The sequence below is a fragment of the Mycobacterium sp. NGS62 genome, assembly GCF_059812285.1.
In genome coordinates this window covers 44844-71258 of record NZ_JCALCK010000014.1, presented here as the reverse complement: position 1 = coordinate 71258, position 26415 = coordinate 44844, and the positions used below count along the sequence as shown (strand labels likewise).

Below are 26415 nucleotides of genomic sequence, written 5' to 3'. Positions count from 1 at the left end.
CGCACGCTCGCGCAAAGGGAGGGGCTAACTCAGGACCTGTTCGGCGAACCGGCCCACGGCCAGCACCAGGTCGTCGCTGTGCCGGGGACCGATGATCTGCAGACCAATGGGCAGCCCGTCACGTGTCACCCCGGTCGGGATACTCAGCGCGGGCTGCTGAGTCATGTTGAACGGGTAGGTGAACGGTGTCCACTGCGCCCACCAACGCATCTCGGACCCGACCGGCACGTCATGGCCGGCGGTGAACGCCGGGATCGGCGTCGTCGGGGTGATCAGCAGGTTGTGCGTTTCATGGAACTGCCCCATTGCCAGGCCCAGGTCGACACAGACCTGCCGTGCGTCGAGATAGTCGACGCCCGATACGGTCAATCCCCGATCCCACATCTCCACCAGACCGGGGTCGACGAGGCCGCGGCTCTGGTCGCCGTAAGCCCGCAGGCTGCCGGCCACCCCGGTGGCCCACACGGTTTCGAAGGCGTCAATCGGGTCGGCGAAGCCGGGATCGGCCTCGACGACGTTCAGCCCTGCATCGGCCAGCGCCCGCACGGCCGTCGCCACCGCCGACGCGATCTCGGGATCGACCTCGACGTAGCCCAGCGTGGCCGAATAGGCGACGCCCAATCCCACGACGTCGCGGTGGAGTTCGCCGCGATAGGTGGCCAGCGTCGGTGGCAGCGAGGTCGGGTCACGATGGTCCGGCAGCGCGATGATGTCCATCAACATCGCGGCGTCCTCGACGGTTCGGGTGATCGGCCCGCCGTGCGCCAGTGGGCCGAACGGGCTGATCGGATACATCGGCACCCGCCCGTGGGTGGGTTTGAAGCCGACCACTCCGCAAAAGCTGGCCGGAATCCGAATGCTGCCGCCGCCGTCGGTACCGATCGACAACGGCGCCATGCCGGCGGCCACTGCCGCGGCGCTGCCGCCCGACGAACCGCCCGCCGTGCGAGTGGGATCGACCGGGTTGCGGGTCACACCATGCCGGGCGCTGTCGGTGACGCCTTTCCAGGCCAACTCCGGGGTGGTGGTCTTGCCGAGCATCACCATGCCGTCGTTGCGAATTTTGCCCACCGCCGGGCTGTCGTCGGGCCAGGGCCCGGCGGCGTCGGTCAGCCGCGAGCCGCGCAGGGTGGGCCAACCGGCGGTTCGGAACACGTCCTTGATGGCGATCGGCACACCGTCGAGAAGTCCCTTGGTGTAGTGGCCTTGCCAACGGGCCTCGGACTTGCGGGCCTGCGCCAGCGCCGCTTCCTCGTCGACCAGGCAGAAGGCGTTGATCTCGCCGTCACGCTCGGCGATGACCGACAGCGCGGCCGCGGTCGCCTCGACGGGTGAGAGTTCACCGGATGTGTAGGCAGCGACCAGCTGCAGCGCAGTCAGGTCGGTTGGTTCGGTCATGCGCGCTACTCCTTAGCCGGCCCCGGTCGGCGCGTAGCCGCGGTGCTTGTCGACGACATTGTGTAATGGTTGGCCGGCGCGATAGCGGTGGAAGTTGGCGATGAACTGCTGCTGCAGTTCGACGGTCCACCCGTGCACGTCGCCGCTATTGTGTGGAGTCAGAACAATATTGGGCGCAGTCCAGAGCGGATGGCCCGGCGGCAATGGTTCTGGATCGACGACGTCGAGTGCCGCACCGGCAAGGCGCCCGTCCTGCAGCGCCGCCACCAACGCATCGGTCACCACCAACTCACCGCGGCCAATGTTGATCAACCGTGCCCGGGGCGACATGGCGGCCAGCGCTTCGGCGTCCACGATTCCGCGAGTCTGCGGCGTCAGCGGAGCGGCGAGCACCACATAGTCGGCGTCGGCCACCGCGGCATGCAGATCAGCGCTGATCTCACCGAAGTCTGCATCGGCGCGCGGCGTGCGTCCGACACCGCGCACGGTCATGCCGACCGCCCGCAGCAACCGGGCGATGGCCCGGCCGACCGGGCCGGTGCCGACGACGACGACCGATGCGCCGGCAATTGGCTCCGATTCGAAGTGGCGCCACTGTTGAGTCTCCTGCGCACGCATCGACCGCCGGAAATCCTTGGCGAAAGCCAGGATCTGTCCCAGAACGTATTCCGCGATCGGACGTTCGAAGATGCCACGTGAATTGGTCAGCACCACCGGGCTGTCGATCAGATCGTCGAACAGCACCGCATCCACTCCGACGGCCGCGACCTGCACCCAGCGCAGCGAATCGGCAGCCGGCCAGGCCGACCGCAACGCCGGCGAGGAGAAGTCGTAGACAAAGAGCACATCGGCGCCCGGCAGCGCGTCGGCGAGCCGCGACGACGGCACCAGCCGCAGTTCGGCGTCCGCGTCGATCGAGGAAAGGTGGCCGGGGACCGACTCGCCGTGTTGGACCGTGACGACAGAGCGCGCGCCCACATTGACACGGTAGAAACACATCGTATGATTGTCAACAATCCAGGGCCGGCCTGGAGTGGTACGTCAGTTGGGACCACCCATGGATCTGTCGAGCTTGCCAGAGTTCGACGGTCCAGCTGAGCAACGAGGCATCGGCATCATCGCGCCCTTCGATCTGGCATTAGAACGCGAGTTGTGGCGATGGATTCCGGCCGACGTGTCCCTGCACTTGGCCCGCACCCACTATGAACCCGTTCCGGTGAGCCGGCTGATGGCCGAACTGGTTTCGAACACAAGCCATCTGGAGGCGGCGACTCGTGACGTGCTGCACGTCGAACCCGAGGTGGTCGCTTACCTATGTACTTCGGGTAGTTTCGTCCACGGCGTGGAGTATGAAAAGACCTTGGTCGCCGCCATCGAGGCCGCCGGCGCCAAGGCCGCCCTTACGACATCGGGAGCGTTAGCCGAAGCCATTACAGCGCTGAAGATTTCCCGGATATCCGTGATCACACCCTACGACGAAGAGTTGACCGAACTTCTGCACACCTTCCTCAACCAGCTGGGCGTGACGGTGCTGCAATCCGATTATCTTGGCTTGGGCGGCGGTATTTGGAAGGTGAACTACCGCACGGTGGCTGAACGGATCGTCGCCGCCGACCACCCCGACGCGCAGGCCATTTTTGTCAGCTGCACGAACCTGCGCACCTACGACATCATCGCCCCGTTGGAGGAAATGCTCGGCAAGCCGATCCTGACGGCCAACCAGCTGACCATGTGGGCGTGCCTGGGCCGGATGGAGCTACCGATGATGGGACCGGGCCGCTGGTTGCGAGACGTCTTCGCGGAGGCACAGCGATGAACGACACCGTCGGCTTCATCTACCCCGACCACGCCGCGGAATCCGACTACCCGTGGGTCGCGGAACGGCTCGGGGTGAACCTGGCCGTGGTGCACGTGTATGGAACAGACCTGCACGCCGTCGACGAGCTGCGCGACCTGGGAAGCCCGGCCAAACTGGCCGAGGGGGCGGCGTTGTTGGCGCCACACCGGCCGGATGCGGTGATGTTCGCCTGCACCTCAGGGGGATTCGTGTACGGGCCGGACGGGGCGGTCGAGCAGGCCGACGGACTGTCCAAGGCCGCCGGAGTGCCGGCGTCGAGCACCTCGTTCGCGTTCGTCCATGCACTGGCCGCACTGGGCTGCTCGCGGGTTGCCGTAGCGGCCAGCTATCCGCGAGACATCGCCGACCTGTTCGTCAGTTTCCTTGCCGCACACAACATCAGCGTCGAGTCGATGGGTAATGCCGGTATCGACACCGCTGCCGAAGTGGGGCGGCTGGACCCGGAGCAGGTGCAGAAGCTGGCCCAAAGCAACGACAATCCGACTGCCGACGCGCTGCTGATCCCGGACACCGCCATGCACACCGTGGCCCAGGTCGAGGCGCTCGAGCAGCTGCTCGACAAGCCGGTACTGACCGCCAACGCGGTCACCGTGTGGGAGGGCTTGCGTATTGCCGGGATAACGCGACATGCCACCGGCCTGGGGTCGCTGTTCGAGGAGCGACGATGACGGTTTCAGATCCGGCAGCCTTCGAGCCGTTGAGCAGACAGTCGACGGCCGAGCTGATCGCCGAGCGGTTGCGCGACGCAATCACCCGCGGCCAGCTGGCCCCCGGTCAACAGCTGGGAGAAGCCGGCCTTGCTGCCCAGTTCGCGGTGTCGCGCGGCCCGTTGCGCGAGGCGATGCAGCGGCTGGTGGCCGAAGGGCTGTTGCGCAGCGAACGCCACCGCGGCATCTTCGTGGTCGAACTCACCGAAGCCGACGTGTCTGACGTCTACCAGGTCCGCAAGGCCATCGAGCGGGCGGCGATCGAGGAGATTCTGCGCGGCGACACCGGCGCCGCCCGCGCCTGTCTCGCGGTGCCCGTCGACGCGATGATCGCGGCGGCCGCCCGCCTCGATGGTGCTGCAGTGGCGGACGCGGACCAGCAGTTTCATGAGGTGCTGGTCGCGTGCGCCGGCAGCCCGCGGCTGCATCGGGCGATGCGGACCCTGCTGTTGGAAACTCGAATGCTGCTCGGCGAACTCCAAGACGCCTACCCGGACCTGGCCGAACAGGTTGCCGAGCATGTCACGCTGCGCGACGCGATCGGCTCCGGTGATAAGGCAGCGGCGCTGCGGCTCATCGACGAGCACATGGACGACGCGGTCCGACGGCTCTTGGCACTGCGCGCTATTCGCGCCTGAGCCGCGACTCCACAAACCGGTCCAGCGCCTCCCACTCGCGCACCACTTCGGCGAACGGGGCGCCCGGCTTGCCTGCCGAACCCGGCTCCAAGACGTAGGCCACGAACTTGCCCAGCGGGCGTTCGTTCGCCAGCGCCTTGTCGACGGTGTTGTCCTCGGCGTAGTCGCCGACATCGCGCAGCAATTCCACCGCCAGGTCGAGCTGCTCCCGGTCCACCGCATCCGGCCCGTCGGCAAGATCGTCACCGAGGCCAGTCAGCACGTAGACGTTGTCGTCGGTGACCTCGACCTGCAACGACCCGTCGGTGGCGGCGGTGCGGATGTCGTCGTAGGTGCTCAGGTCCGACAGGTCATGGTCGTGCTCGTCGGCCAGATAACGCGCCAGGGCCCGCTCCGAGCTGAACACACTGATCCGCCCGTTGCGGCCCAAGAAGATCGGACGATCGTCGAAATAGCACCGCAGTGTGTAGAACGTGCCGGCCCCGGTCAGGAGCTGGATCGGGTCGATACCCACCTGGCCCCAGAAGTCCGCGTCGCCGCCCAACACCGCGGTGTCACCTGCCGCGCGGGTTTCCTCTTCGTCAGCGGCATCGTCGGCGGGCTCGACCTCGTCCGCTGCTGCGTCCTCGACCTCGTCTTCCTCGGGCTCGTCGAGCGGTTCCGCCAGTTCGTCGGCGGCCTTCGACGCCACCGCGGCGTCGACGTCGGGAGTGCTGATGACGCGGTCGACGGCGGCCAGCACGTCGTCCCAGCTGCGGGCGATGACCTCGGCGATCCCATGCCAGCGCCGCAGTCCGGCTTTGCCGGTGAAGTGATCGATACCGCCGGACACTGTGCCCAGACTGGGGTTGCCGTTGAAGAACTTCATCACCGCCGGCAACTCGCAGACCGAGCCGATGGAGGACACCACGGCCAGCGTGCCGGCCAGCGCCGTCACCGACTCCTCGGTCGGCTTCTCGGCGACCACCTCCTCGACCGCGATCAGGTCGAACTGCTGAGCCTCGGCGGGGTCCAGCTTGTGGGCGTTGGCCTCGGTCAGCCGCTGCCAGCCCGGATGGTCGACCAGGTCGTTGTCGGTGTTGGTACGTACGAAGGCGACCAGGTCAGCGGCCGTCTCGAAGCCGTACAAGTCTTCATCGTGGCCGAGGAACGCCTCCCACTCGTCACCGGCGTCGCGCCAGCGGGGCGCCCAGATGGTGTAGCGGTCACCGGCGGTCAGGCTCAGGCGAATCGGCACGAGGTCAGCAGCCATGCGGCACAGAATAACGACGGGTACCGTGCCGGTGACCGAGCGGGCTATCCGACCCAGATATCGGTGATGGCCGGCGCTCGCGCCGCCAAACCGAGCTTGGGCAGCCCGTACATCTGCTCCAGGGTGGACAGCAGGTTGTAGTGGCTCATCGGCTGACTGTAGGTGCCGGGCCTGACGTTGGCCCCGTAGAAGATCGTCGGGATCCGGTTGTGTTCGGAGTTGTCGTCCTCGTCCCAGGTCAAGATCAGCAAGCTGTTGTTGGCTTTTGCCCACTCGGCATAGGCCGACACGTTCTGCTGCAGCCAGGTGTCGCCGCGGGTGATCGAGCCGTCGTGCATGTCGTTGTCGACGTCGGGGATGACGAATGAGACGGTCGGCAGGCTGGCGTAGTTCTGCGGCGCCGGAAATGCGGAGAACGGCAACGAGTACGACGGCGGAATGTTGCTGAAGTTGACCCACGGTGCGTGCTTGCGGGCGTACTTCGCGGTGCTGCAGACCTGCGAGCCGGCGGCCGGCAGCCCTTCGGCGAACCCGATGAAAGTGCGCCCCGAGGCCAGCAACTGTGCGCCCAGGTTCGGGGTGTTGGCGCCGTTGACCGGGCAGGTGTTCTCTTTGACTCCCAGTGTGCTTCCGGCGAACAGCGCGAAGTAATTCGGTTGGCTCGGATGTACTTCGGCGAACGATTGCGTCATCGACGCGCCGCCGGCGGCCAGTGCGTTGATATAGGGGGCCGCCGCGTTACCGATGATGTTCGAGTAGGAGCGGTTCTCTTCCACCACCACCACCACGTGGGCCGGCGACGGTACGGTGGCGGCCGCGAAGCTCACTGGCGCTTTCGGGCCGGTGAAATGCGCTGTCGGCCAGGACATCACGACGGTCAACAGCGCCAATGTGCCATACAGGCTGACTGTTCGGTATCGGTTGCCATAGCGCCCGCGACGGCGTCGCATGCCGGGAGTATAAAAGCCGTTGTTCGGCGAGCCCGCCATGAACGCACGCGTGTCCAGCAGCAAAATACTAGGGTCGATTGCCGTGGAGGTGTGCGTCGTCGACCACCCACTGGCCGCGGCCAGACTCACTACGCTGCGCGATGAACAGACCGGCAGCGCGGCGTTTCGCGCTGCGTTGCGCGATCTGACGTTGATGCTGGTCTACGAGGCCACCCGGGACGCGCCCTGCGAGACGGTCACGGTGCGCACACCATTGGCCGACACGGCCGGTACGCGGCTGGCCAGACCGCCGCTGCTGGTGCCGGTGCTGCGGGCCGGTTTGGGCATGGTCGATCAGGCGCATGCGTTGCTGCCGGAAGCCCGTGTCGGGTTCGTCGGGGTCGCCCGCGATGAGGAGACCTTCCTGCCGGTCCCATATCTGGAGTCGCTGCCCGAAGACTTGAGCGAACAGGCGGTGATCGTGCTTGACCCGATGCTGGCCACCGGTGGGTCGATGGCGCACACCATCGCATTACTGTGTCGCCGTGGCGCGGTCGACATCACCGCGCTGTGCGTGGTGGCAGCTCCGGAAGGCATTGCGGCGCTTCAGGAGTCGGCTCCAACAGCGCGGCTGTTCACCGCCGCGGTCGACGAGCGACTCAACGAGAACGCCTACATTGTCCCCGGGCTCGGCGACGCCGGCGATCGGCAATTCGGTCCGCGGTGAGCTACCACCTTTGGATCACGGACATTAGTTCGTCGCGCAGCTCGGCTGCGTGATGCCGGGCATGATCCAGGTCGCCGGCCGGTGCGCAGCGAACTTCCAGATAGCACTTGAGCTTTGGTTCGGTTCCCGACGGGCGGACGACCACCCGGACTGACGTGTCGGCGGCGCCGCCGGTGAAGACCAGTGCATCGGTGCGCGGGGCGAGATCGGTTGTGCTGATCTGGAATCCGGCCAACCGGGTCGGATGGTTTGACCGTAACCGGCGCATGAACTCGGCTGCCTCGCCGGTGTCGGCTACCGGACGTGTCACGGCGCCCACGAGGTGCACCCCGTAGCGGCGCGCGAGTTCGTCAAGCACGTCGAGTACCGAGCGGCCCTGTTGCCGCAATGACGCCGCCAGATCACAAGCCAGCACCGCGGCGCTGATGCCGTCCTTGTCGCGCACTGCGACCGGGTCCACGCAGTGCCCGATCGCCTCCTCGTAGGCGTAGATCAAGGTGCTCTCGGGCTGCTCCGCGTCGGCGCGGGCCAGCCATTTGAAACCGGTGAGCGTCTCGACGTGCCGGGCGCCATAGTGCGCGGCGATCGCGGCCAGCATTCGCGACGACACCACCGTGCTGGCCACCACACTCGTCGCGGGGGCACCGACATGGGAGAGGAGGTAATCGCCGAGCAGCCAGCCGGTTTCGTCGCCCGACAGCATGCGCCACCCCGACGGGGTGGGTATTCCGACCGCGCAGCGGTCGGCGTCGGGATCCAGCGCAATCGCGATGTCCGCGTCGACATCGACGGCCAGGGCCAACAGCGCGTCGGTGACGCCGGGCTCTTCGGGATTGGGGAACGCCACGGTGGGGAAGTCGGGGTCCGGCGCGAATTGGGCGGACACAGTGCGCACGTCGTCGAACCCGGCGCGGCGCAAAGTTTCGACGGCCACCGCTCCGCCCACCCCGTGCAGCGGCGTCAGCGCTACTCGAACCGAACCCGCCGTCGAACGCCGCACACTGGCGGCGCGCTCGATGTAGCGGTCGATCAGCGCACTGTCCGCGGGTTCGACGGCCGAGCGCGCAATGCGATCGGCGAACGGGGCGGCCGCCATCGCGGTTTCGACGTCGCGGTCGGCCGGGAAGATGATCTGAATGCCACCGTCGAAATACACCTTGTAGCCGTTGTCGATTGGCCGGTTGTGTGATGCGGTGATCTGGATGCCAGCCACCGCGCCGATATGCCGCACCGCGAATGCCACGACCGGTGTAGGTACCGGCTGCGGCAGTGACAGCACTGAAAATCCTTCGGCGGCAAACACTTCAGCGGTTGCCGCAGCGAACGCATCCGAGCCGTGGCGGGCGTCGCGCCCGACGATCACCGTCGAACCGGCCGAACCGCGGCGTTTGAGCACTTGCGCCACCGCCCAGCTGGCACGCAACACCACCGCGAGGTTCATCGCGTCCGGCCCGCCCCGCACCGGGCCGCGCAACCCGGCGGTGCCGAACGTCAACGGCCGGGAGAACCGCGCGGACAGCTCAGCGGGATCGCAGCGGGCGAGTTCGGCGGCCGTCACCGGATCTGGATCGTGCGCGATCCACTCCTGAGGCGTCACAACCGCGCAACGACATCGGCCAGCAGCGAACCCATTCGGGTGGCCGAGGCGGCGCCGGCGGCCAGCACCTCGACGTGGCTGAGCGGCTCGCCGGTGATCCCGGCCGCCAGGTTCGTCACCAGTGACACACCCAGCACCTCGGCGCCGGCCGCCCGCGCGGCGATCGTCTCGTGCACGGTCGACATTCCCACCAGGTCGGCTCCCAGCACGCGCAGCATCCGGATTTCGGCCGGCGTTTCGAAGTGCGGTCCCGGCAACCCGGCATACACACCGTCGGCCAGCTCGGGGTCGACCTGCCGGGCCAGCTCCCGCAGCCGCGGCGCGTACGCATCGACCAGGTCCACGAACTGCGGCCCGATCAGCGGAGACCGCGCGGTCAGATTCAGATGGTCGCTGATCAGCACCGGTTGACCGACCGCGAAGTCCGTGCGCAGACCGCCGGCCGCGTTGGTGAGGATGACGACGCGGGCGCCCGCCGCGCAGGCCGCCCGCACCGGATGCACGACATGCACCAGGTCGTGTCCTTCGTAGGCGTGGACGCGGCCGGCCAATACCAATACCCGGTGTTCACCGATGCCGACCGACAACACCTGACCGATGTGCCCGACCGCGGTGGGTGGGGTGAATCCGGGCAATTCGGCCATCGGTAGTACTGCGGTCGCGGTGCCCAGCGCCGTGACGGCCGGCGCCCATCCCGACCCGAGAACAATCGCCACGTCGTGCTCGGCAACACCGGTGCCCTCGGCGATGAGTTTCGCCGCCCGTTGCGCCAGCGCGTCGGCATCGGGCGGACCAGTCACAAAGGGCGAGCCTACTCGGTGAGATACTGCGAGAATGCCCACTGCCACCGCGTTGAATGCCGTCAACGATGCGGTGTGGCGCCGTGGCACTGACCGGGTTGAGCCGTTCGAGGCAATCCACCCTGAACCAGAATCGGCGTTCGCGCACATCGTGTTTCGTCCGGCGGCGACATGAGCCTCGTCGACAGTGCCGAATCCTGGCTGGCCGCCCACTACGACGACCTGATCGACTGGCGGCGTCACATCCACCGCTACCCGGAATTGGGCCGGCAGGAATACGCCACCACCCAGTTTGTCGCCGAGCGGCTGGCCGACGTCGGCCTCAACCCCAAGGTGCTTCCCGGTGGCACCGGTCTGACCTGCGATTTCGGCCCGGAGAACGAACCGCGGATCGCGTTGCGCGCCGACATGGACGCGTTGCCGATGGCCGAGCGGACCGGCGCCCCCTACGAGTCGACGATGCCCAACGTCGCGCACGCCTGTGGACACGACGGGCACACCGCGATCCTGCTCGGCACCGCACAAGCATTGGCTTCGGTGCCCGAACTGCCGGTCGGGGTGCGGCTGATCTTTCAGGCCGCCGAAGAGCTGATGCCCGGCGGGGCGATCGACGCGATCGCGGCGGGGGCGCTGTCCGGAGTCACCCGGATCTTCGCGTTGCACTGTGATCCGCGACTTGCGGTCGGCCGGGTCGCCGTGAAACCCGGCCCGATCACCTCGGCGGCCGACCGGCTCGAGATCTCGTTGTACTCACCGGGCGGGCACACGTCACGCCCGCATCTGACCGCCGACCTGGTCTACGGGATCGGCACCTTGATCACCGGAGTGCCCGGTGTGCTGTCGCGCCGCATCGACCCGCGCAAAAGCACGGTGCTGGTGTGGGGCGCAGTCAACGCCGGGGTGGCCGCCAACGCGATCCCGCAGACCGGCGTGCTGGCCGGGACTGTCCGCACCGCCAGCCGGGAGACCTGGCAGAGCCTGGAGGGGATCATCCGCGAAGCCGTCTCCGCGCTGCTGGCACCGCTGGGGATCGAGCACACGCTGCAATATCACCGCGGCGTGCCGCCGGTGGTCAACGAGGAGGTCTCGACGCGGATCCTGGCGCATGCCATCGAGGCCGTGGGCCCCGATGTGCTGGCCGATACCCGGCAGTCGGGCGGTGGCGAGGATTTCTCCTGGTATCTGGAGGAAATCCCCGGCGCGATGGCGCGACTCGGCGTGTGGTCGGGCCAGGGGCCGCAGTTGGATCTGCATCAGCCGACCTTCGATCTCGACGAGCGCGCCCTGGCGATCGGCGTGCGGGTGCTGGTGAACATCGTCGAGCAGGCTGCTCTTTAGTCCACCGCGAGCGTGCGTGTTTGTACGCCGACACGCCGCAAATGCTGTACAAGGACGCACCCTCGGCGTCATTGTGCACAGCTGACTACACGGCCCGAGCCGATGCCCTGACGATCACTAGCATGAATGAAGAGCTGAACCGGTTGCTCGACGAGCAAGGCGGGGTTGTCACGTCCGCTCAGGCACTGACGTTCCTAACCCGCCGCGGCCTCGAGTCGGAACTGAAGCATGGTGGGCTGCAAAAGATTTGGTACCGCATCTATGGCCGTGGTCAAGTCAACCGTCGGTTGCAGTTGCGTGGTCTCGACCTCGCAGCTGGCACGACCGTCGCCGTTTGTCTGAGCACCGCGGCCGCGGCGTACGGCTTCGATACCGAGGAGACCCCGGATTTGCATGTGCTCAATCCACTCGGTCAACAACTGCGGTCCGCGGACGGTCTGATCGTGCATCGGCGCGAGGGCGCCCCGCTGACTCTGATCGTTGACCGACCGGCCACCGCTCCGGATTGGACCGCGATCGAGGTAGCCCGTGGACTGCGTCGGCCGCGAGCATTGGCGACGCTGGACGCAGCGCTGCGCAGTGGCGCGTGCACCCGTGCCGGTTTGGAACGGGCTATCAGCCGGCAGGCCGGTCGCCGCGGCATCGTCGCAGTCCGTGAGCTGCTCCCACTGGCCGCACCGGAGGCGGAGTCGCCAATGGAGAGCGAGGCGCGGCTGGTCATGATCGACGGAGGTTTACCGAAGCCGGTGCTGCAACACAAGATCGTCGATGCGAACGGCAAGGAGTGGCGGGTGGACTTCGCCTGGCCGGAGTATCGGGTCGCAGCCGAGTATGACGGCGTCGACTGGCACAGCGGCCCCGACGCCTTCTTCAGGGACCGCCGGCGATCCGCGGCGCTGCAAGAATTGGGTTGGGTAATCATCACTATCGTCGCCGAGGATGTCAGGTATCGACCGTGGGAGCTTGTCCGCCGTATCGACTCGCAATTGGAGCGTCGGAAAGCGGCGTGATGCCGTCACGAAGGTGCACAAAATGCCGTCGGAAACGGCATATCGGCGTACAAACATGCACGCTCGCGGAGAAGGGTGAGAAGCCAGAATAGTTACGTGCCCGGGCCGATGTTGCGTGCCGGGCGGGTGCGCAGATTGTGGACGTATTCCTCTGGAGCACCGGCTATTTCAGCCGCATCGGCCATCACGCCCAGGTAGTGGGCCGACGGCAGGCCGCCTTCCCAGGCATCCACCACGTACAACCAGGCAAGCACCGGATCGGTTGTGGTGTCCGACGACAAGCGCTCCACCCGACAGCGGATCTTCTTGTGGATGCCCAGCTCGGAGCCTTCCCAGCGGTCCAGGTCCATCTCATCCGAGGCCGTCACGTCGTAGAGCACGACGAACACCTTCGAGGCCGCGTCTTCGACGATGGTCGCCAGCGCGCCTTCCCAGCCGATGTCCTCGCCACCGAAGGTCAGCCGCCAACCATGCAGCCAGCCGGTTCCGGCCATCGGCGAGTGCGGTGCCCGCTGCTGCATCTGCTCAGGATGCATATTCGACCCGTAGGCGGCGTAGAGCGGCACGTGGACAAAGCTTAGACGCCGCCCGCTCACTCGGCGGTCATCCGACAACTTGGCTAGGTTAGGGGCTGTGGCGACCCGCATCGTGATCATCGGCGGTGGGCCGGCCGGCTACGAGGCGGCGCTGGTGGCCGCTGCACGCGATGCCGAGGTCATCGTCGTTGACTCCGACGGCATCGGCGGCGCTGCCGTGCTGGCCGACGTGGTGCCGTCCAAGACGTTGATCGCGTCCACCGGCGTGCGCACCGAATTGCGTCGCGCCCCCGACCTCGGCTTCGACATCGACATCGAGGACGCCAAGATCTCGCTCGCCGAAATTCACCAGCGGGTCAAGACGCTGGCCGCTGCCCAGTCCGCCGACATCACCGCGCAGTTGGTCAGCGCGGGCGTCGAGGTGATCCCCGGGCGCGGTGAGCTGGTCGACACCGCGCCCGGCTTGGCCCGGCACTGCGTCAAGGTGACGACTCACGACGGCGGCACCAGCGAACTCGTCGCCGACTTCGTGCTGATCGCCACCGGTGCCAGCCCGCGCATCCTGCCGTCGGCCCAGCCCGACGGCCAGCGCATCCTGACCTGGCGTCAGCTCTATGACCTGGAGTCGCTGCCCGACCACCTCATCGTCGTGGGCTCCGGGGTCACCGGTGCCGAGTTCGTCAACGCCTACACCGAATTGGGCGTCGAGATGACGGTGGTGGCCAGCCGGGATCGGGTGCTGCCCTACGAGGACGCCGATGCCGCGCGAGTGCTCGAGGAATCGTTCGCCGAACGCGGCGTCAAGCTGGTCAAGAACGCGCGCGCTGACTCGGTGACCCGCACCGACGACGGGGTCGTGGTGAAGCTGACCGACGGCCGCACCGTCGAGGGCAGTCACGCCCTGATGACGATCGGGTCGACACCCAACACCGCCGGCCTGGGCCTGGACCGGGTCGGCATCGAGCTGGGCCGCGGCAACTACCTGACCGTCGACCGGGTCTCGCGGACCTCAGTGCCCGGCATCTACGCCGCCGGGGACTGCACCGGTTTACTGCCACTGGCGTCGGTGGCCGCGATGCAGGGCCGGATCGCCATGTGGCACGCGCTGGGGGAGGCGGTCAGCCCGATCCGGTTGCGCACGGTCGCGGCGGCGGTGTTCACCCGGCCCGAGATCGCGGCGGTCGGTGTCCCGCAATCGGCCATCGACGACGGGTCCGTGCTGGCCCGCACCATCATGTTGCCGTTGAAGACCAACGCCCGGGCCAAGATGTCCGGACTGCGCCACGGCTTCGTCAAACTGTTCTGCCGCCAGGCCACCGGCGTGGTGATCGGCGGCGTGGTTGTCGCTCCGATCGCCTCGGAGCTGATCCTGCCGATCGCGGTGGCCGTACAGAACCGCATCACGGTCAACCAGTTGGCCCGGACGCTGGTCGTCTATCCGTCGCTGTCGGGCTCCATCACCGAGGCTGCGCGGCGGCTGATGGCTCACGATGATCTGGATTGACTCCCGGTAGCCTTAGGCCAGCGTCTACCGACGAGTAACCGACAGGAGTTCTGTGTCGTGAGCGACCCGATCCGCGGACCGGGCAACGGGCAGTACTGGCCGGCCTCCGCCTTGGGACCCGAACAACGTGCGGCTGCCTGGGAGCGGCTGGGTGCCGAACAGTTCGACGTGGTGGTGATCGGCGGCGGCGTGGTCGGCGCGGGATGCGCGCTGGATGCCGCCACCCGCGGACTGAAAGTGGCGATGGTCGAGGCGCGTGACTTTGCCTCCGGAACCTCCAGCCGGTCGTCGAAGATGTTCCACGGTGGTTTGCGCTACCTCGAGCAACTGGAATTCGGGCTGGTCCGCGAGGCGCTCTATGAGCGGGAATTGTCGCTGACCACGCTGGCTCCGCATCTGGTCAAGCCGCTGCCATTCCTGTTCCCCCTGACCAAGCGGTGGTGGGAACGCCCGTATGTGGCCGCCGGCATCTTCCTCTACGACCAACTCGGTGGTGCGAAATCGGTTCCGGCGCAGAAGCATTTGACCCGGGCGGGTGCGCTTCGGTTGTGTCCGGGGCTGAAGCGCAGTTCGCTGATCGGCGGCATCCGGTACTACGACACCGTCGTCGACGACGCCCGGCACACCATGACCGTGGCGCGCACCGCCGCGCATTACGGCGCGGTGGTGCGGTCCTCGAGCCAGGTCGTGTCGTTGCTGCGAGAAGGCGACCGGGTGACCGGGGTGCAGGTCCGCGACTCCGAGGATGGCGCGGTCACCGACGTACACGGTCATGTCGTGGTCAACGCGACCGGGGTGTGGACTGACGAGATCCAAGCATTGTCCAAGCAGCGCGGCCGGTTTCAGGTGCGTGCTTCCAAGGGCGTGCACATCGTGGTGCCGCGTGACCGCGTCGTCAGCGACGTCGCGATCATTCTGCGCACCGAGAAGTCGGTGATGTTCGTCATCCCGTGGGGCAGCCACTGGATCATCGGCACCACCGACACCGACTGGAACCTCGACCTGGCCCACCCGGCGGCCACCAAGGCCGATATCGACTACATCCTGGGCACCGTCAACACCGTGCTGGCGACCCCGTTGACCCACACCGACATCGACGGGGTGTACGCGGGATTGCGGCCGCTGCTGGCCGGTGAGAGCGACGACACCTCGAAGCTGTCCCGCGAGCACGCGGTGGCGGTGCCCGCGCCCGGCCTGGTCGCCATCGCCGGCGGCAAGTACACCACCTACCGGGTGATGGCAGCCGATGCGATTGACGCGGCGGCGCAATATATTCCGGCCCGCGTCGCGCCGTCGATCACCGAGAAGGTGCGACTGCTGGGCGCCGACGGCTACTTCGCGCTGATCAACCAGACCGAGCACGTCGGCGCGCTGCGCGGGCTTCACCCGTATCGGGTGCGTCATCTGCTGGACCGCTACGGGTCGCTGATCGGCGAGGTGTTGGCGATGGCCGATGACCGTCCCGACCTGTTGGACCCGATCGCGCAGGCACCGGTCTATCTGAAAGTGGAGGCGGCCTACGCGGCAGCCGCCGAGGGCGCGCTGCATCTGGAGGACATCTTGGCCCGCCGGATGCGGATTTCGATCGAGTATCCACACCGCGGCGTCGATTGCGCACGCGAGGTGGCTGAGGTCGTCGCGCCGGTACTGGGCTGGAGCGCCGCGGACATCGACCGCGAGGTGCAGACCTACACCGCGCGGGTGGAAGCCGAAATACTGTCACAGACCCAGCCCGACGACGAGTCTGCGGATGCGTTGCGCGCCAGCGCTCCCGAGGCCCGCGCCGAAATTTCGAGCCGGTGCCGTTAACGTGAGACCGGCGCCGTTGCCGGTCCGCGACGGATTGGGGCCGGCGCGGGTGCGGTTGCGCGGCGGACCGGTGCTGGCCGAGCTCAACGCCCGGTTCGGCGGGCGGCCCCGCGAAGTCGTCGACGCCGACGGGAATCCGGTTGACGACACGACCGTGCTGCCAACAGGTGCCAGCGTCTACCTCTACCGCGAGCTGCCGGTGGAGGTTGCCGTGCCCTTTGAGATCCCGGTGATCTATCGGGACGACGACATCGTCGTCGTCGACAAGCCGCACTTTCTGGCCACCATGCCGCGCGGTCGCCACGTCGCGCAGACCGCATTAGTACGGTTACGTCGCGAGCTGGGTCTGCCGGAGCTGAGCCCGGCGCACCGCCTGGACCGGTTGACCGCCGGGGTGTTGTTGTTCACCACCCGCCGTGAAGTGCGCGGTGTCTACCAGACGATGTTCGCTCGCGGAGCGGTCCGCAAGACGTATCTGGCGCGCGCGGACGTGGACCCGGATGCCACGTCGCCCCAGGTGATCCGCAGCCGAATCATCAAGCGACGAGGCTGTTTACAAGCCGTCGAGGAGCCCGGCGAACCCAACGCCGAGACGCTGGTCGAGTTGCTTGCCCCCGACGGGTTGTACCGGCTCACGCCGCGGACCGGACGAACCCATCAGCTGCGCGTGCACATGGCGTCGGTCGGCCTGCCTATTCACGGTGATCCGTTGTACCCCGAGGTCATTGACATCGCCCCTGATGATTTCAGTGCGCCGTTGCAGTTGTTGGCTCATACCCTGGAGTTCGACGACCCGATCAGCGGGATCCGGCAAACATTCGTTACCGGACGTCGTGGTCTTTAGGCGGCTTTCCTTGGCTAGCGCTGGCAGGACGGGCACCAGAACGCGACCCGGTCGCCGGTGTCGTCCGAGGCGATCGCGGTGCCGCAGCGACGGCACTGCTGCCCGGCGCGTCCGTATACCCACAGCTGACGGCCGCGACGGGTGTCACCGGTCGTGCAGCGCGACCAACGGGAGCGGTTGACCCACAACATGTCCCGAGCTCGCGCGACCAGACGCCGTGGATCGGCGAGTGCGGTGACCGGTGCCGTCGGCCGAAGGCCGCTAACAAAGCACAGTTCGTTGCAGTAGACGTTGCCGATCCCGGCCATCACCCGCTGGTCGAGCAGCGCCTCGGCCAGGAGCCGCTGCGGATCGGCCGTCAGGTTGGCGGTCGCGAGCTGCGGATCCCAGTCTTCACCCAGCAGATCCGGTCCCAGATGTGCCACCGCGTCTTGGTCGTGCGCCCGGTCGAGGACCTCCAACACGCCGAGGTCGATTCCCGCTACCCGAACATCACCGGCTTCCAGAATGATCCGCACCCGATGGTCGGGCGGACTGTTGGTGACCCGCCAGCTGCCGTCCATCTTCAGGTGCGAATGGATACTGGCGGACCCGGCCCGGATGAATAAATGCTTGCCCCGACTGAGCACCTCGTCGACGGTGTGCCCGGTCAGGTCGACGGTGGCAAACCGCGGGACTCGGATGTCGCAACGCGTCAAGGTCTTTCCGGCCAACGCCTGGCGCAGCGTGGCGGCCGTGTGCCAGACGGTGTCGCCTTCAGGCATGGTGGCTCATGTCCGCAGCCGCAACCCGCGTGGGGTGCGGGTGAACCCGGCATCGGTAAGAGCCGCGTGGACCGGCGAATCGCGCAGCTCCAGCACCGGCACGCCATTGACCCGCTCAACCAGGAGTGAGTCGATACGCCGCATGCCGACCACATCAGCGACGGCGGCGGCTGCCGCGCGGCCGGCCTCGGGGTCCTCGGTGAAACTGAGTAGTGACCGGCCGCCGCGCTCCAAAAACCAGGCCAGCGCGCCGTCCACCAGCACGACGAGCGCGCCTGCTTTGCGGCCGGGCCGTGCCGTGCCGTCGCTCGGCGGCCACGGCAGCGCGGCGCCGTACGGGTTGGCCGGGTCGGCGGCGGCCAGTACCACCGCCCGGTACTCGGGGCGTTCCGGGTCGACGCCATCGAGATAGCTGCGCAGCCGGTCGACCGTGGACGCGACGGCGAACTGGGCGCCGCCCAGCGACTCGACAAAATAGCCGCGCTGGCAGCGGCCGGCATCTTCGAACGCCGTCAGCACCTTGTAGAGCGTGGCGAACCCGCCGGGCACGGCCTCTGCGGCCACTGCGCCGCGGGTCAGCACACCGTGGCGGTTCAACAGCAGTTCGGCCTGATAGTGGGCCCGCAGTGTCGAGTCCGGCTCCGGCGCCGGCAGCGCCGACCAGCGACCGGCCACCGTTGCGTCGGTGGCGCGCGTCTGGGCGTGCGCGACGCTGTAGCGGCTCAGCCGCGGTGGGCGGCGGTTGCGGTGCGCCGGCGCGGAACGTTTGCGGGCGCCCGGGCCGCCGCCGAGCACGGCGCGCACCGGCGCGAAAGTGTCGCCGGTGACCCAGCCGGCCCAAATCAGTTCCCACAGCGCGGCTTTGAGTTCGCCGTCGGCGATCCCGTCACTGAGCTGTCGGAAGAAGAATGCGCCGCCGCCGGCCAGCGTTTCCAGCACCGCGCGGTGGGCGTCGGTGAACTCGATGTCGGTGCCGGCGGGCAGCGTCAACGGCGCGGCGTCGGCGGCGTGGAAGATGATCCAGCCGTCGGAACCAGAGATCGAGCCTGCGCCCGACCAGATGACTTCTCCCGAAGCCAGCAGTTCGTCGAGCATGGCCGGTGAATAGTCGCGCACCCGCGGCGTCAGCACCAGCGGCTCGATTGCCGAGGCGGGCAACGGCACGCCGGCGAGCTGGTCGATCACAGCGGCCAGGCCGTCCGCGCCGCTGTTGGTCGACGACCCCACCTGATGCCAGCCCCGCAGGAAGCGGGCGTAGGCGGTGGTGCTGACCGGTTCGACTTGTGCGCGCAGCGCCGCCAACGAGCGTCGACGCAGAATCCGCAGCACCTCGACGTCGCACCACTGGTCGCTGGAGGTATCGGTCGTGAACTCGCCGCGCACCAACCGGCCGTCGACGGCTAACCGACCCAAAACATCGCCCGCCACCCGCAGACCCAGGCCAAACCGAGCGGCGGCCTCGGCAGTGGTGAACGGGCCGCGCGTGCGGGCATACCGCCCCAGTAGTTCACTCAGCGGGTCGGCGACGGCTTCGGTGAAACTGGCCGGCACTCCGACCGGCACGGCCACCCCGACCCCGTCGCGCAGCCGGCCGATGTCCTCGATGGCTACCCACCAATCGCACCCGGCAAATGACACCGGCAGCGCCCGTTTGGCGGCGCGCAGGCCTTCCAGCCAGCCGCCCACGTCGGCGCCGCCGGCGCGGGCGCTGACTTCGTCTTCGGTCAGTGGGCCCAGCAGCCGCAGCAGGTCGGCGACCGCCTCGGCATCGCGGGCCGCCTGGTCATCCGCCAGGTGCTGCAACTGCCGGCCGGTGGCGGCGACGACGTTCGGATCGAGCAGCTCGCGTAGCTCGACACGGCCGAGTAGCTCGGCCAGCAGGGTGGCATCCAACGACAGCGCGGCGGCGCGGCGTTCCGCCAGCGGGCTGTCACCCTCGTACATGAAGGCTCCGACATAGCCGAACAGCAGCGGCGCCGCGAACGGCGACGGTGTCGCGGTCTCGGCCTCCAAGACCCGCACCCGACGCTGGGCGATCTGGGCCATCAGTGCGGTCAGCGTGGGGACGTCATAGACGTCTTGCAGGCATTCGCGCACCGTCTCCAACACGATCGGGAAGTCGGGGTATTTGCGGGCCACGTCGAGCAGTTGAGCCGCGCGCTGGCGCTGATGCCACAGCGGCGAGCGGCGGCCCGGATGGCGGCGGGGCAGCAGCAGGGCGCGGGCCGCGCACTCCCGGAAGCGCGACGCGAACAACGCCGATCCGCCCACCTCGGCGGTGACGATCGGATCGATCTCGTCGGCGTCGAAGACGAACAACTCGGCTCCCGGTGGGTTGTCCGCGGTATCCGCGTCCGGCAGCCGTACCACGATCCCGTCGTCAGAGGCAGTGGGCTTCTCGTCGATGCCGTAGCGCTCGCGCAGCCGGCGGCTCACCGCCAGCGCCAGCGGACCGTGCACCCGCAGTCCATAGGGCGAGTGCAGGATCACCCGCCAGTCACCGAGTTCGTCGCGGAACCGTTCGACCAACAGCGTGGCATCGGTGGGCACCACCGCCGTAGCGGCACGCTGGTCTTCGAGTAGCCGCCGCAGGTTGTCGGTTGCGTAGTCGTTGAAACCCAAGTCCGCGCAACGCTTCTCGAACGCACTGCCGTCCAGGCCGGCCAGCTCGCCGGTGAACGCACCGAGTGCGGCGCCCAGCTCGGCCGGTCGCCCGACGTCGTCGCCCCGCCAGAACGGTAGCCGGGCCGGCTGCCCCGGCGCCGGAATCACCAGCACCCGGTCGTGGGTGATCTCGGTGATCCGCCAGCTGGTCGCACCAAGGGCGATGACGTCGCCGGGCCGGGACTCATAGACCATCTCTTCGTCGAGTTCGCCGACCCGGGAAGGCGTTTCGGTGGCCAGGTACACCGCGAACAGTCCACGGTCGGGGATGGACCCGCCTGAGGTGACCGCCAGTCGCTGGGCGCCCGGGCGGGAGGTCAACGTACCGTTGTCCCGGTCGTAGACCAGCCGTGGCCGCAGCTCGGCGAATTCGGTGGACGGGTACTTGCCGGACAGCAAATCCAGCGTGGCCTCAAAGGCGCTGCGCGGCAACGTCGCGAACGGCGCGCTGCGCCGGACCGTGTCGAACCAGCGGTCGGCGTCAACCGGCTCCAGCGCGGCGGCGGCCACCGTGTGCTGGGCGAGGATGTCCAGCGGATTGGCGGGCACCCGCATCGTCTCGATCTGCCCGGTGAGCATGCGCTGCACCGTCACCGCGCAGCCGATCAGGTCGGTGCGATGTTTGGGAAACAGCACCCCCCGAGAGGTCTCGCCGACCTGGTGCCCGGCCCGGCCGATGCGTTGCAGACCGCTGGCCACCGACGGCGGCGCCTCGACCTGAATCACCAGATCCACCGCGCCCATGTCGATGCCGAGTTCCAGGCTGGAGGTCGCCACCACCGCCTTGAGCCGTCCGCTTTTGAGGTCTTCTTCGACGACGGCACGCTGCTCCTTGCTCACCGACCCGTGATGGGCGCGGGCCAGCACCAGCTCGGCGCCGTACGTCTGACCGCTGCCCAGCAGCTGAGCGGGAGCACCGCCGGCCACCTGCGGGTTGGCCTCCGCCGGCAAGCCGACGCCGGAGCGCTCGGCGTGAATCTCGTTGAGCCGCGCGGTGAGCCGTTCAGCCAACCGCCGCGAGTTGGCGAACACGATCGTCGAGTTGTGCGCTTCGATCAGGTCCACCAACCGGGCCTCGACATCGGGCCAGATGGTGTTGTTCGCCAAGTCGGCCATGTCGGGCACAGGTACCTGCACCGTCAGGTCAAACGTCTTGGCCGCGGCCGGCGCCACGATTGTCGTCGGGGCTGCGCCCGACAAAAACCGCGCGACCTCCTCGGGCGGGCGAACGGTGGCCGACAGCCCGATGCGCTGCGCCGGCCGGGGCAACAGCTCATCGAGGCGTTCCAGCGACAACGCCAGATGCGCACCGCGTTTTGTGCCGGCGATGGCATGCACCTCGTCGACGATCACGGTCTGCACGCCGGTCAGCGTCTGCCGGGCCGCCGAGGTCAGCATCAAAAACAGCGACTCCGGCGTGGTGATCAGCACCTCGGGCGGTGTGCTGACGAGTTGGCGACGGCGGGCGGGCGGGGTATCACCCGACCGCACCCCCACGCCGATCTCAGGGGTGGGCAGACCACGCCGCTCGGCGACTCTGGCCATGCCGGTGAGCGGCGTGCGCAGGTTGCGCTCGACGTCGACAGCCAGGGCTTTCAGCGGCGACACGTACAGAACCCGGGTGCCGGCCGGCCGCTCGGCCAAAGCGGCCAAGCTGTCGATCGCCCACAGGAATGCCGCCAGCGTCTTGCCGGACCCGGTCGGTGCGATGACCAGGGTGTTATGGCCGTCGGCGATCGCGGCCCAGGCGTCGGCCTGGGCGGGTGTCGGCGCAGCGAAGGTACCGGCGAACCAGTCCCGGGTGACCGGGCTGAACCGCGCGAGTGGATCGGCCGGTGTGGTGCTCACTCAGCCATAGTGCCAAGGGGCTACGACAAGGTCATGAGCGTTTGTCCGGACCCACCGCTTCGACCAGCTCGGGTGGGATGCCGGGAACCCGGGCGACCGCGTCGAGCAGCGTGTGCGCGCACGCGTCGGCGAGTCGACTCGCTTCGATCGAAGGGTTCATGATCCGCTGTCGGCCCAGCTCGAAGGTGAACGCTATCCAGCCGTGCACGATCACGTGCACGTCCTTCTCGACATCGGGCTCGAGTTGGCTTCCGGGCCCCTCGATATCGCAGATGCGCGACATGATGTGCATCATCAGGCGATTCTTGGTCTCGTCGTCGATGCCCAGCAGCACGGGATCGGTGCGGCCCAGGCCGACATACGCCGCCCAGGAGGAATGCGGATGCTGTTCGTGGTAGTACATGTACGCGAGCACGCCCGCCCGAACCTCGTCGAAGAGCGTCAAGCCCAAGTCGGGAAGGTTGTGGGTGGCGTCGAACAGCCGGTCGGCTTCGTCTTTGACCACTGCGGCGAAAAACGCTCGCTTATCCGGGAAATAGTGGTACATCAGCGCTCGCGAAACACCGGCCCGCTCCGCAATCTCGTCGATGCGGACGTCGTCGTAGGGTCGCTGGCCGAAGACCTCCGCTCCGAGGGCTAGCAACTCAGCGCGCCGACTCTCGGGAGATAACCGCCGTCTGGTTGCTGGCATACCGCGATGCTACTTGCACATCCCATTGCGGCGTTTGCTGCCATCATATTCAGCCGAAACGTCCAATAAACCGGATGCGGGCAAATTTTCGACCACCTGTGCCGGTCGGCACCGGCGAATGGTAAAAGTTAGCCAATGGCACGCCGCGATAAGGGATTGCAGAAAGCCGCCGCTCCATTGATCAGCTACCGGGCGCGCGACATTCGGCGGGAGCGGCTGATCATGCGAGTTTTCCAGAGCCCGCTAGTGGGCCGGGTGGTTCAGCGCATCGCCGGCCCGCAGCAGATCGTGGAGACGGGGATGGCGTTCTGGTCCTCCCGCCTCGTCCTGACCGCCGTCGAATGCGGTGTATTCACCGAATTGGCCGAGGGGCCGCGGACGAGAGGGGAGCTGATCGAAGCCTTCGGCTGGCACCCCCGGGCCGCCGGCGACGCACTGGATGCGCTGGTTGCCCTCGGGCTGCTGCGCCGCGACCGGTCGGGGCGGTATTCGAACTCGGCGCGCAGCGCCATTTTTCTGGATAGAGCCAAGCCGAGCTATGCCGCCGGACTGATGGAGTTGTCCAGCAAACGCCTCTACGGGCTGTGGTGCGGCCTTCCGGATCTGCTGCGGACGGGCCGTCCCGCCGCCGAGGAAGGCCAGGGCGAAGACAAGTTCTTTTCCACGCTCTACCGGGATCCTGAGGCGATGCGGGAATTCCTGACCGGGATGACGGGCGTTTCGACCGTCGAGGCCACCCTGCTGGCTGTCCGATTCCCCTGGAAGCGTTTTCGGACGTTCCTCGACGTCGGCTCAGCCCAGGGTGCACTTCCGGTACGGGTCGCGCTCACGCACCGGCACCTACGCGGCGCCGGTTTCGACTTCGCCGCAGTGCAGCCGGTCTTCGAGGAGTATGTCGCGTCGTTCGGGCTCAAGGACCGGGTCCGCTTCATCGCCGGCGATTGCCTCGAGGATCCCCTACCACCCGCCGATGTCGTTTCCTTCGGCCATGTGTTCCACGGCTACAACCAGACCACCCGGCGGGAATTGATCGACAAGGCGTATGCCGCGATTCCGCCGGGCGGTGCCGTGATCGTCTATGACGCCATGGTCGACCCCGGCCACCGTCACAACTACGCCAGTCTGCTGTCGAGCCTCAATGTCATGCTCGAGACTCGCGAGGGCTACGAATCTTCGGTTGCAGAGTGTGTCGAGATGTTTCGGGCCCACGGCTTGGTCGACGTCAAGGCGCGCCATCTGATCGGGCCGACCTCGGCGGTGTTCGGATACAAGCCAGGCCAGTTGCCGCGGGCGAACTGACGCCGAGGCGGCGCGCGCCTGTCGAGCGTTTGTCTAAATCCGGTATGGGTACCCAGCGTGCGAATTCCTATCCCGGAGGGACGCGATGGCAGACAACGAAAATGAAAAGCAACAGCAGCTTGACCAATACCGAGTCGACCGCAGCACCGGGTACTTAACCACTCAGCAAGGAGTCCGGGTCGATCACACCGACGATGCGCTCAGTGCCGGTGCACGCGGTCCCACGCTCCTGGAGGACTTCCACGCCCGGGAGAAGGTGACCCACTTCGACCACGAGCGCATCCCGGAGCGCGTCGTCCATGCCCGGGGCAGCGGCGCCTACGGCTACTTCGAGCCCTATGACGACGCACTTGCCGAATACACCGTCGCGAAGTTCCTGACCACACCTGGCAAGCAAACGCCGGTGTTTGTGCGGTTCTCCACGGTCGCCGGCTTTCGCGGTTCTGCCGACACCGTGCGCGACGTGCGCGGGTTCGCCACCAAGTTCTACACCGACCAAGGCAATTACGACCTGGTCGGCAACAACTTCCCGGTGTTCTTCATCCAGGACGGAATCAAGTTCCCCGATTTTGTGCACGCGGTCAAACCCGAACCGCACAACGAGATTCCGCAGGCCCAATCCGCCCACGACACGCTCTGGGACTTCGTGTCGCTGCAGCCCGAAACGCTGCACACCATCATGTGGTTGATGTCGGATCGGTCGCTGCCGCGCAGTTATCGAATGATGCAGGGCTTCGGCGTGCACACGTTCCGGTTCGTCAACGCCAAGGGCGAGGGCACATTCGTGAAGTTCCACTGGAAGCCGAAGCTCGGCGTGCATTCGCTGGTATGGGACGAATGCCAAAAGGTCGCCGGCAAAGACCCCGACTTCAACCGGCGCGACCTGTGGGACGCCATCGAGGCCGGTCAGTATCCCGAGTACGAGCTCGGTGTGCAGCTGATCGGTGAAAGCGACGAGTTCAACTTCGAGTTCGATCTGCTGGACGCGACGAAAATCATTCCGGAGGAACAAGTTCCGGTTCGGCCGGTGGGCAAGATGGTGCTCAACCGCAACCCGGACAACTTCTTCGCAGAAACCGAGCAGGTCGCGTTCTGCACCGCCAACGTGGTGCCCGGCATCGACTTCACCAACGATCCGCTGCTGCAGTTCCGCAATTTCTCCTACCTGGACACCCAGCTGATCCGGTTGGGCGGACCCAACTTCGCGCAGTTGCCGGTCAACCGGCCGGTGGCTGACGTCCGCAACAACCAACACGACGGCTACGGCCAAACCGCCATCCCGAAAGGCAAATCCAGTTACTACAAGAATTCACTGGGTGGCGGCTGCCCCGCGATGGCCGACGAGGGCGTGTTCCGGCACTACACCGAAAAAGTCGACGGTCACAAGATTCGTCAACGGGCCGAGAGTTTCCAGGACCACTACAGTCAGGCGCGGATGTTCTGGAAGAGCATGTCGGCGCCGGAAGCCAAACACATCGTCGCCGCATACGCTTTCGAACTCGGCCATTGCGAAACCATCGAAATCCGGTCGCGGGTCGTCGATCAGCTGAACCTGGTCGACCACGACCTGGCCGCTGCGGTGGCCGGCCAATTGGGCCTGCCCGTGCCTGACGAGCAACCCGTCGACGACAAGATGCCGGCTTCGCCGGCGCTGTCCCAGCTCAACACCGCCACCGATACCATCGAAAGCCGCAAGATCGCCATCCTGGCCGCCGATGGTGTCGACGTGCAAGGCACCGAAGCGTTCATCGAGGCGATGCGGCAGCGTGGCGCGATCGCCGAGGTGCTGGCACCGATCGGGGGAGGGACGCTGTCCGGTGGCTCCGGCGGCGAGCTCGCGGTGGACCGCGCCATCAACAGCGTGGCTTCGGTGCTGTATGACGCGGTGGTGGTGCCGTGCGGACCCGATGCCATCGAAACGCTGTCCGGCGACGGGTATGCGCTGCACTTCGTGACCGAGGCCTACAAGCACCTCAAGCCGGTGGCGGCGTTCGGGGCGGGCGTGAAGTTGCTGCCGAAAGCCGGCATATCCGAGCAGACCGCTGAGAGTACGGATGTGGTCGACGCCCAAGGCGTGCTGACGACGACAGCCGCCGCAGGCGACCTGGCCGACGATTTCTTCGACGCCTTCGCCGCCGCGCTGGCCAAGCACCGGGTCTGGGATCGAGAGACGGATTCGGTATCCGCTTGAGCTCACCGGCC

General features: G+C 67.2%; 21 protein-coding genes and 1 pseudogene. 12 read left to right on the top strand and 10 right to left on the bottom strand.

Going from position 1 to position 26415, the window contains the following annotated elements; all coding sequences use genetic code 11:
• Positions 1–24: 24 nt before the first annotated feature.
• Positions 25–1398 carry an amidase gene (locus AC5Y49_RS22210; protein WP_499891290.1) on the bottom strand — a complete coding sequence of 458 codons (1374 nt, stop codon included), beginning with the start codon at positions 1396–1398 and terminating at the stop codon, positions 25–27.
• A 12-nt stretch (positions 1399–1410) separates the two neighbouring features.
• The gene (locus AC5Y49_RS22205; protein ID WP_499891289.1) at positions 1411–2397 is read right to left on the bottom strand and encodes a D-2-hydroxyacid dehydrogenase; all 987 of its coding nucleotides are present in this window, start codon (positions 2395–2397) and stop codon (positions 1411–1413) included.
• Positions 2398–2455: 58 nt separating this feature from the next.
• On the opposite strand from AC5Y49_RS22205, the gene AC5Y49_RS22200 reads away from it, so the two are divergent.
• The 3 genes from AC5Y49_RS22200 to AC5Y49_RS22190 are packed head-to-tail and all read left to right on the top strand — an operon-like array spanning position 2456 to position 4601.
• Positions 2456–3214, top strand: a complete 759-nt coding sequence (locus AC5Y49_RS22200) for a maleate cis-trans isomerase family protein (protein ID WP_499891287.1) — start codon at positions 2456–2458, stop codon at positions 3212–3214.
• Positions 3211–3924, top strand: a complete 714-nt coding sequence (locus AC5Y49_RS22195) for a maleate cis-trans isomerase family protein (protein ID WP_499891285.1) — start codon at positions 3211–3213, stop codon at positions 3922–3924. The genes AC5Y49_RS22200 and AC5Y49_RS22195 overlap by 4 nt, the downstream gene beginning before the upstream one ends.
• Entirely contained in the window at positions 3921–4601 is a 681-nt protein-coding gene (locus AC5Y49_RS22190; protein ID WP_499891283.1) for a GntR family transcriptional regulator, read from the top strand. Before AC5Y49_RS22195 ends, AC5Y49_RS22190 begins: the two co-directional genes overlap by 4 nt.
• Here AC5Y49_RS22190 and satS read toward each other — a convergent pair.
• A complete protein-coding gene (satS, locus tag AC5Y49_RS22185) occupies positions 4588–5853 on the bottom strand; it encodes a protein export chaperone SatS (protein ID WP_499891281.1) in 1266 nt (421 codons plus the stop codon). The two genes, AC5Y49_RS22190 and satS, sit on opposite strands and share 14 nt — an antisense overlap.
• A 44-nt stretch (positions 5854–5897) precedes the next feature.
• Entirely contained in the window at positions 5898–6803 is a 906-nt protein-coding gene (locus tag AC5Y49_RS22180) for an alkaline phosphatase family protein (RefSeq protein ID WP_499891279.1), read from the bottom strand.
• An 82-nt stretch (positions 6804–6885) separates the two neighbouring features.
• Between AC5Y49_RS22180 and upp the strand changes: the two genes are divergently transcribed.
• Positions 6886–7509 carry a uracil phosphoribosyltransferase gene (gene upp, locus AC5Y49_RS22175; RefSeq protein WP_499891347.1) on the top strand — a complete coding sequence of 208 codons (624 nt, stop codon included), beginning with the start codon at positions 6886–6888 and terminating at the stop codon, positions 7507–7509.
• Between the two features lies 1 nt (position 7510).
• Here upp and AC5Y49_RS22170 read toward each other — a convergent pair whose 3' ends face one another.
• Positions 7511–9106, bottom strand: a complete 1596-nt coding sequence (locus AC5Y49_RS22170) for a phospho-sugar mutase (RefSeq protein WP_499891278.1) — start codon at positions 9104–9106, stop codon at positions 7511–7513.
• Positions 9103–9906, bottom strand: coding sequence for a purine-nucleoside phosphorylase (locus AC5Y49_RS22165; protein ID WP_499891277.1), 804 nt, complete (start codon positions 9904–9906; stop codon positions 9103–9105). Before AC5Y49_RS22165 ends, AC5Y49_RS22170 begins: the two co-directional genes overlap by 4 nt.
• A gap of 34 nt (positions 9907–9940) precedes the next feature.
• On the opposite strand from AC5Y49_RS22165, the gene AC5Y49_RS22160 reads away from it, so the two are divergent.
• The 3 genes from AC5Y49_RS22160 to AC5Y49_RS22150 all read left to right on the top strand — a co-directional run bounded on the left by AC5Y49_RS22160 (position 9941) and on the right by AC5Y49_RS22150 (position 12254).
• Positions 9941–10081, top strand: coding sequence for a hypothetical protein (locus AC5Y49_RS22160; protein WP_499891275.1), 141 nt, complete (start codon positions 9941–9943; stop codon positions 10079–10081).
• The gene (locus tag AC5Y49_RS22155; RefSeq protein ID WP_499891274.1) at positions 10078–11244 is read left to right on the top strand and encodes an amidohydrolase; all 1167 of its coding nucleotides are present in this window, start codon (positions 10078–10080) and stop codon (positions 11242–11244) included. The genes AC5Y49_RS22160 and AC5Y49_RS22155 overlap by 4 nt, the downstream gene beginning before the upstream one ends.
• 122 nt (positions 11245–11366) lie before the next feature.
• Positions 11367–12254, top strand: a complete 888-nt coding sequence (locus AC5Y49_RS22150) for an endonuclease domain-containing protein (RefSeq protein ID WP_499891271.1) — start codon at positions 11367–11369, stop codon at positions 12252–12254.
• A 92-nt stretch (positions 12255–12346) separates the two neighbouring features.
• Here the strand turns inward: AC5Y49_RS22150 and AC5Y49_RS22145 are convergent, their stop codons facing one another.
• A complete protein-coding gene (locus AC5Y49_RS22145) occupies positions 12347–12820 on the bottom strand; it encodes a gamma-glutamylcyclotransferase family protein (RefSeq protein WP_499891268.1) in 474 nt (157 codons plus the stop codon).
• 67 nt (positions 12821–12887) lie between these two features.
• Between AC5Y49_RS22145 and AC5Y49_RS22140 the strand changes: the two genes are divergently transcribed.
• From AC5Y49_RS22140 to AC5Y49_RS22130, 3 genes and pseudogenes are all read left to right on the top strand, one after another.
• Positions 12888–14294: an NAD(P)H-quinone dehydrogenase gene (locus AC5Y49_RS22140; RefSeq protein ID WP_499891265.1), complete on the top strand. Its 1407-nt coding sequence runs from the start codon at positions 12888–12890 to the stop codon at positions 14292–14294.
• A 57-nt stretch (positions 14295–14351) separates the two neighbouring features.
• Positions 14352–16108: pseudogene (locus AC5Y49_RS22135) on the top strand (glycerol-3-phosphate dehydrogenase/oxidase).
• Positions 16105–16947, top strand: coding sequence for a pseudouridine synthase (locus AC5Y49_RS22130; RefSeq protein WP_499891263.1), 843 nt, complete (start codon positions 16105–16107; stop codon positions 16945–16947). The pseudogene AC5Y49_RS22135 and the gene AC5Y49_RS22130 overlap by 4 nt, the downstream one beginning before the upstream one ends.
• 14 nt (positions 16948–16961) lie before the next feature.
• Here AC5Y49_RS22130 and nei2 read toward each other — a convergent pair whose 3' ends face one another.
• Genes nei2 through AC5Y49_RS22115 form a run of 3 tightly spaced genes read right to left on the bottom strand, consistent with a single transcriptional unit; the run spans position 16962 to position 22914 of the window.
• The gene (gene nei2 / locus AC5Y49_RS22125) at positions 16962–17711 is read right to left on the bottom strand and encodes an endonuclease VIII Nei2 (RefSeq protein WP_499891260.1); all 750 of its coding nucleotides are present in this window, start codon (positions 17709–17711) and stop codon (positions 16962–16964) included.
• A 6-nt stretch (positions 17712–17717) separates the two neighbouring features.
• Positions 17718–22223, bottom strand: a complete 4506-nt coding sequence (locus AC5Y49_RS22120; RefSeq protein ID WP_499891256.1) for an ATP-dependent helicase — start codon at positions 22221–22223, stop codon at positions 17718–17720.
• 31 nt (positions 22224–22254) lie between these two features.
• A complete protein-coding gene (locus AC5Y49_RS22115; RefSeq protein WP_499891253.1) occupies positions 22255–22914 on the bottom strand; it encodes a TetR/AcrR family transcriptional regulator in 660 nt (219 codons plus the stop codon).
• A 135-nt stretch (positions 22915–23049) separates the two neighbouring features.
• Between AC5Y49_RS22115 and AC5Y49_RS22110 the strand changes: the two genes are divergently transcribed.
• Entirely contained in the window at positions 23050–24213 is a 1164-nt protein-coding gene (locus AC5Y49_RS22110; RefSeq protein ID WP_499891249.1) for a methyltransferase, read from the top strand.
• Between the two features lie 85 nt (positions 24214–24298).
• The gene (locus tag AC5Y49_RS22105; RefSeq protein ID WP_499891248.1) at positions 24299–26404 is read left to right on the top strand and encodes a catalase; all 2106 of its coding nucleotides are present in this window, start codon (positions 24299–24301) and stop codon (positions 26402–26404) included.
• Positions 26405–26415 lie beyond the last annotated feature (11 nt).

Excerpts from the sequence above, each read along its gene's own strand:
- AC5Y49_RS22210 (WP_499891290.1), bottom strand. The coding sequence starts at position 1,398 with ATGACCGAACCAACCGACCTGACTGCGCTGCAGCTGGTCGCTGCCTAC.
- AC5Y49_RS22205 (WP_499891289.1), bottom strand. The coding sequence starts at position 2,397 with ATGTGTTTCTACCGTGTCAATGTGGGCGCGCGCTCTGTCGTCACGGTC.
- AC5Y49_RS22200 (WP_499891287.1), top strand. The coding sequence starts at position 2,456 with ATGGATCTGTCGAGCTTGCCAGAGTTCGACGGTCCAGCTGAGCAACGA.
- AC5Y49_RS22195 (WP_499891285.1), top strand. The coding sequence starts at position 3,211 with ATGAACGACACCGTCGGCTTCATCTACCCCGACCACGCCGCGGAATCC.
- AC5Y49_RS22190 (WP_499891283.1), top strand. The coding sequence starts at position 3,921 with ATGACGGTTTCAGATCCGGCAGCCTTCGAGCCGTTGAGCAGACAGTCG.
- satS (WP_499891281.1), bottom strand. The coding sequence starts at position 5,853 with ATGGCTGCTGACCTCGTGCCGATTCGCCTGAGCCTGACCGCCGGTGAC.
- AC5Y49_RS22180 (WP_499891279.1), bottom strand. The coding sequence starts at position 6,803 with ATGCGACGCCGTCGCGGGCGCTATGGCAACCGATACCGAACAGTCAGC.
- AC5Y49_RS22160 (WP_499891275.1), top strand. The coding sequence starts at position 9,941 with ATGCCCACTGCCACCGCGTTGAATGCCGTCAACGATGCGGTGTGGCGC.
- AC5Y49_RS22155 (WP_499891274.1), top strand. The coding sequence starts at position 10,078 with ATGAGCCTCGTCGACAGTGCCGAATCCTGGCTGGCCGCCCACTACGAC.
- AC5Y49_RS22150 (WP_499891271.1), top strand. The coding sequence starts at position 11,367 with ATGAATGAAGAGCTGAACCGGTTGCTCGACGAGCAAGGCGGGGTTGTC.
- nei2 (WP_499891260.1), bottom strand. The coding sequence starts at position 17,711 with ATGCCTGAAGGCGACACCGTCTGGCACACGGCCGCCACGCTGCGCCAG.
- AC5Y49_RS22115 (WP_499891253.1), bottom strand. The coding sequence starts at position 22,914 with ATGCCAGCAACCAGACGGCGGTTATCTCCCGAGAGTCGGCGCGCTGAG.
- AC5Y49_RS22110 (WP_499891249.1), top strand. The coding sequence starts at position 23,050 with ATGGCACGCCGCGATAAGGGATTGCAGAAAGCCGCCGCTCCATTGATC.
- AC5Y49_RS22105 (WP_499891248.1), top strand. The coding sequence starts at position 24,299 with ATGGCAGACAACGAAAATGAAAAGCAACAGCAGCTTGACCAATACCGA.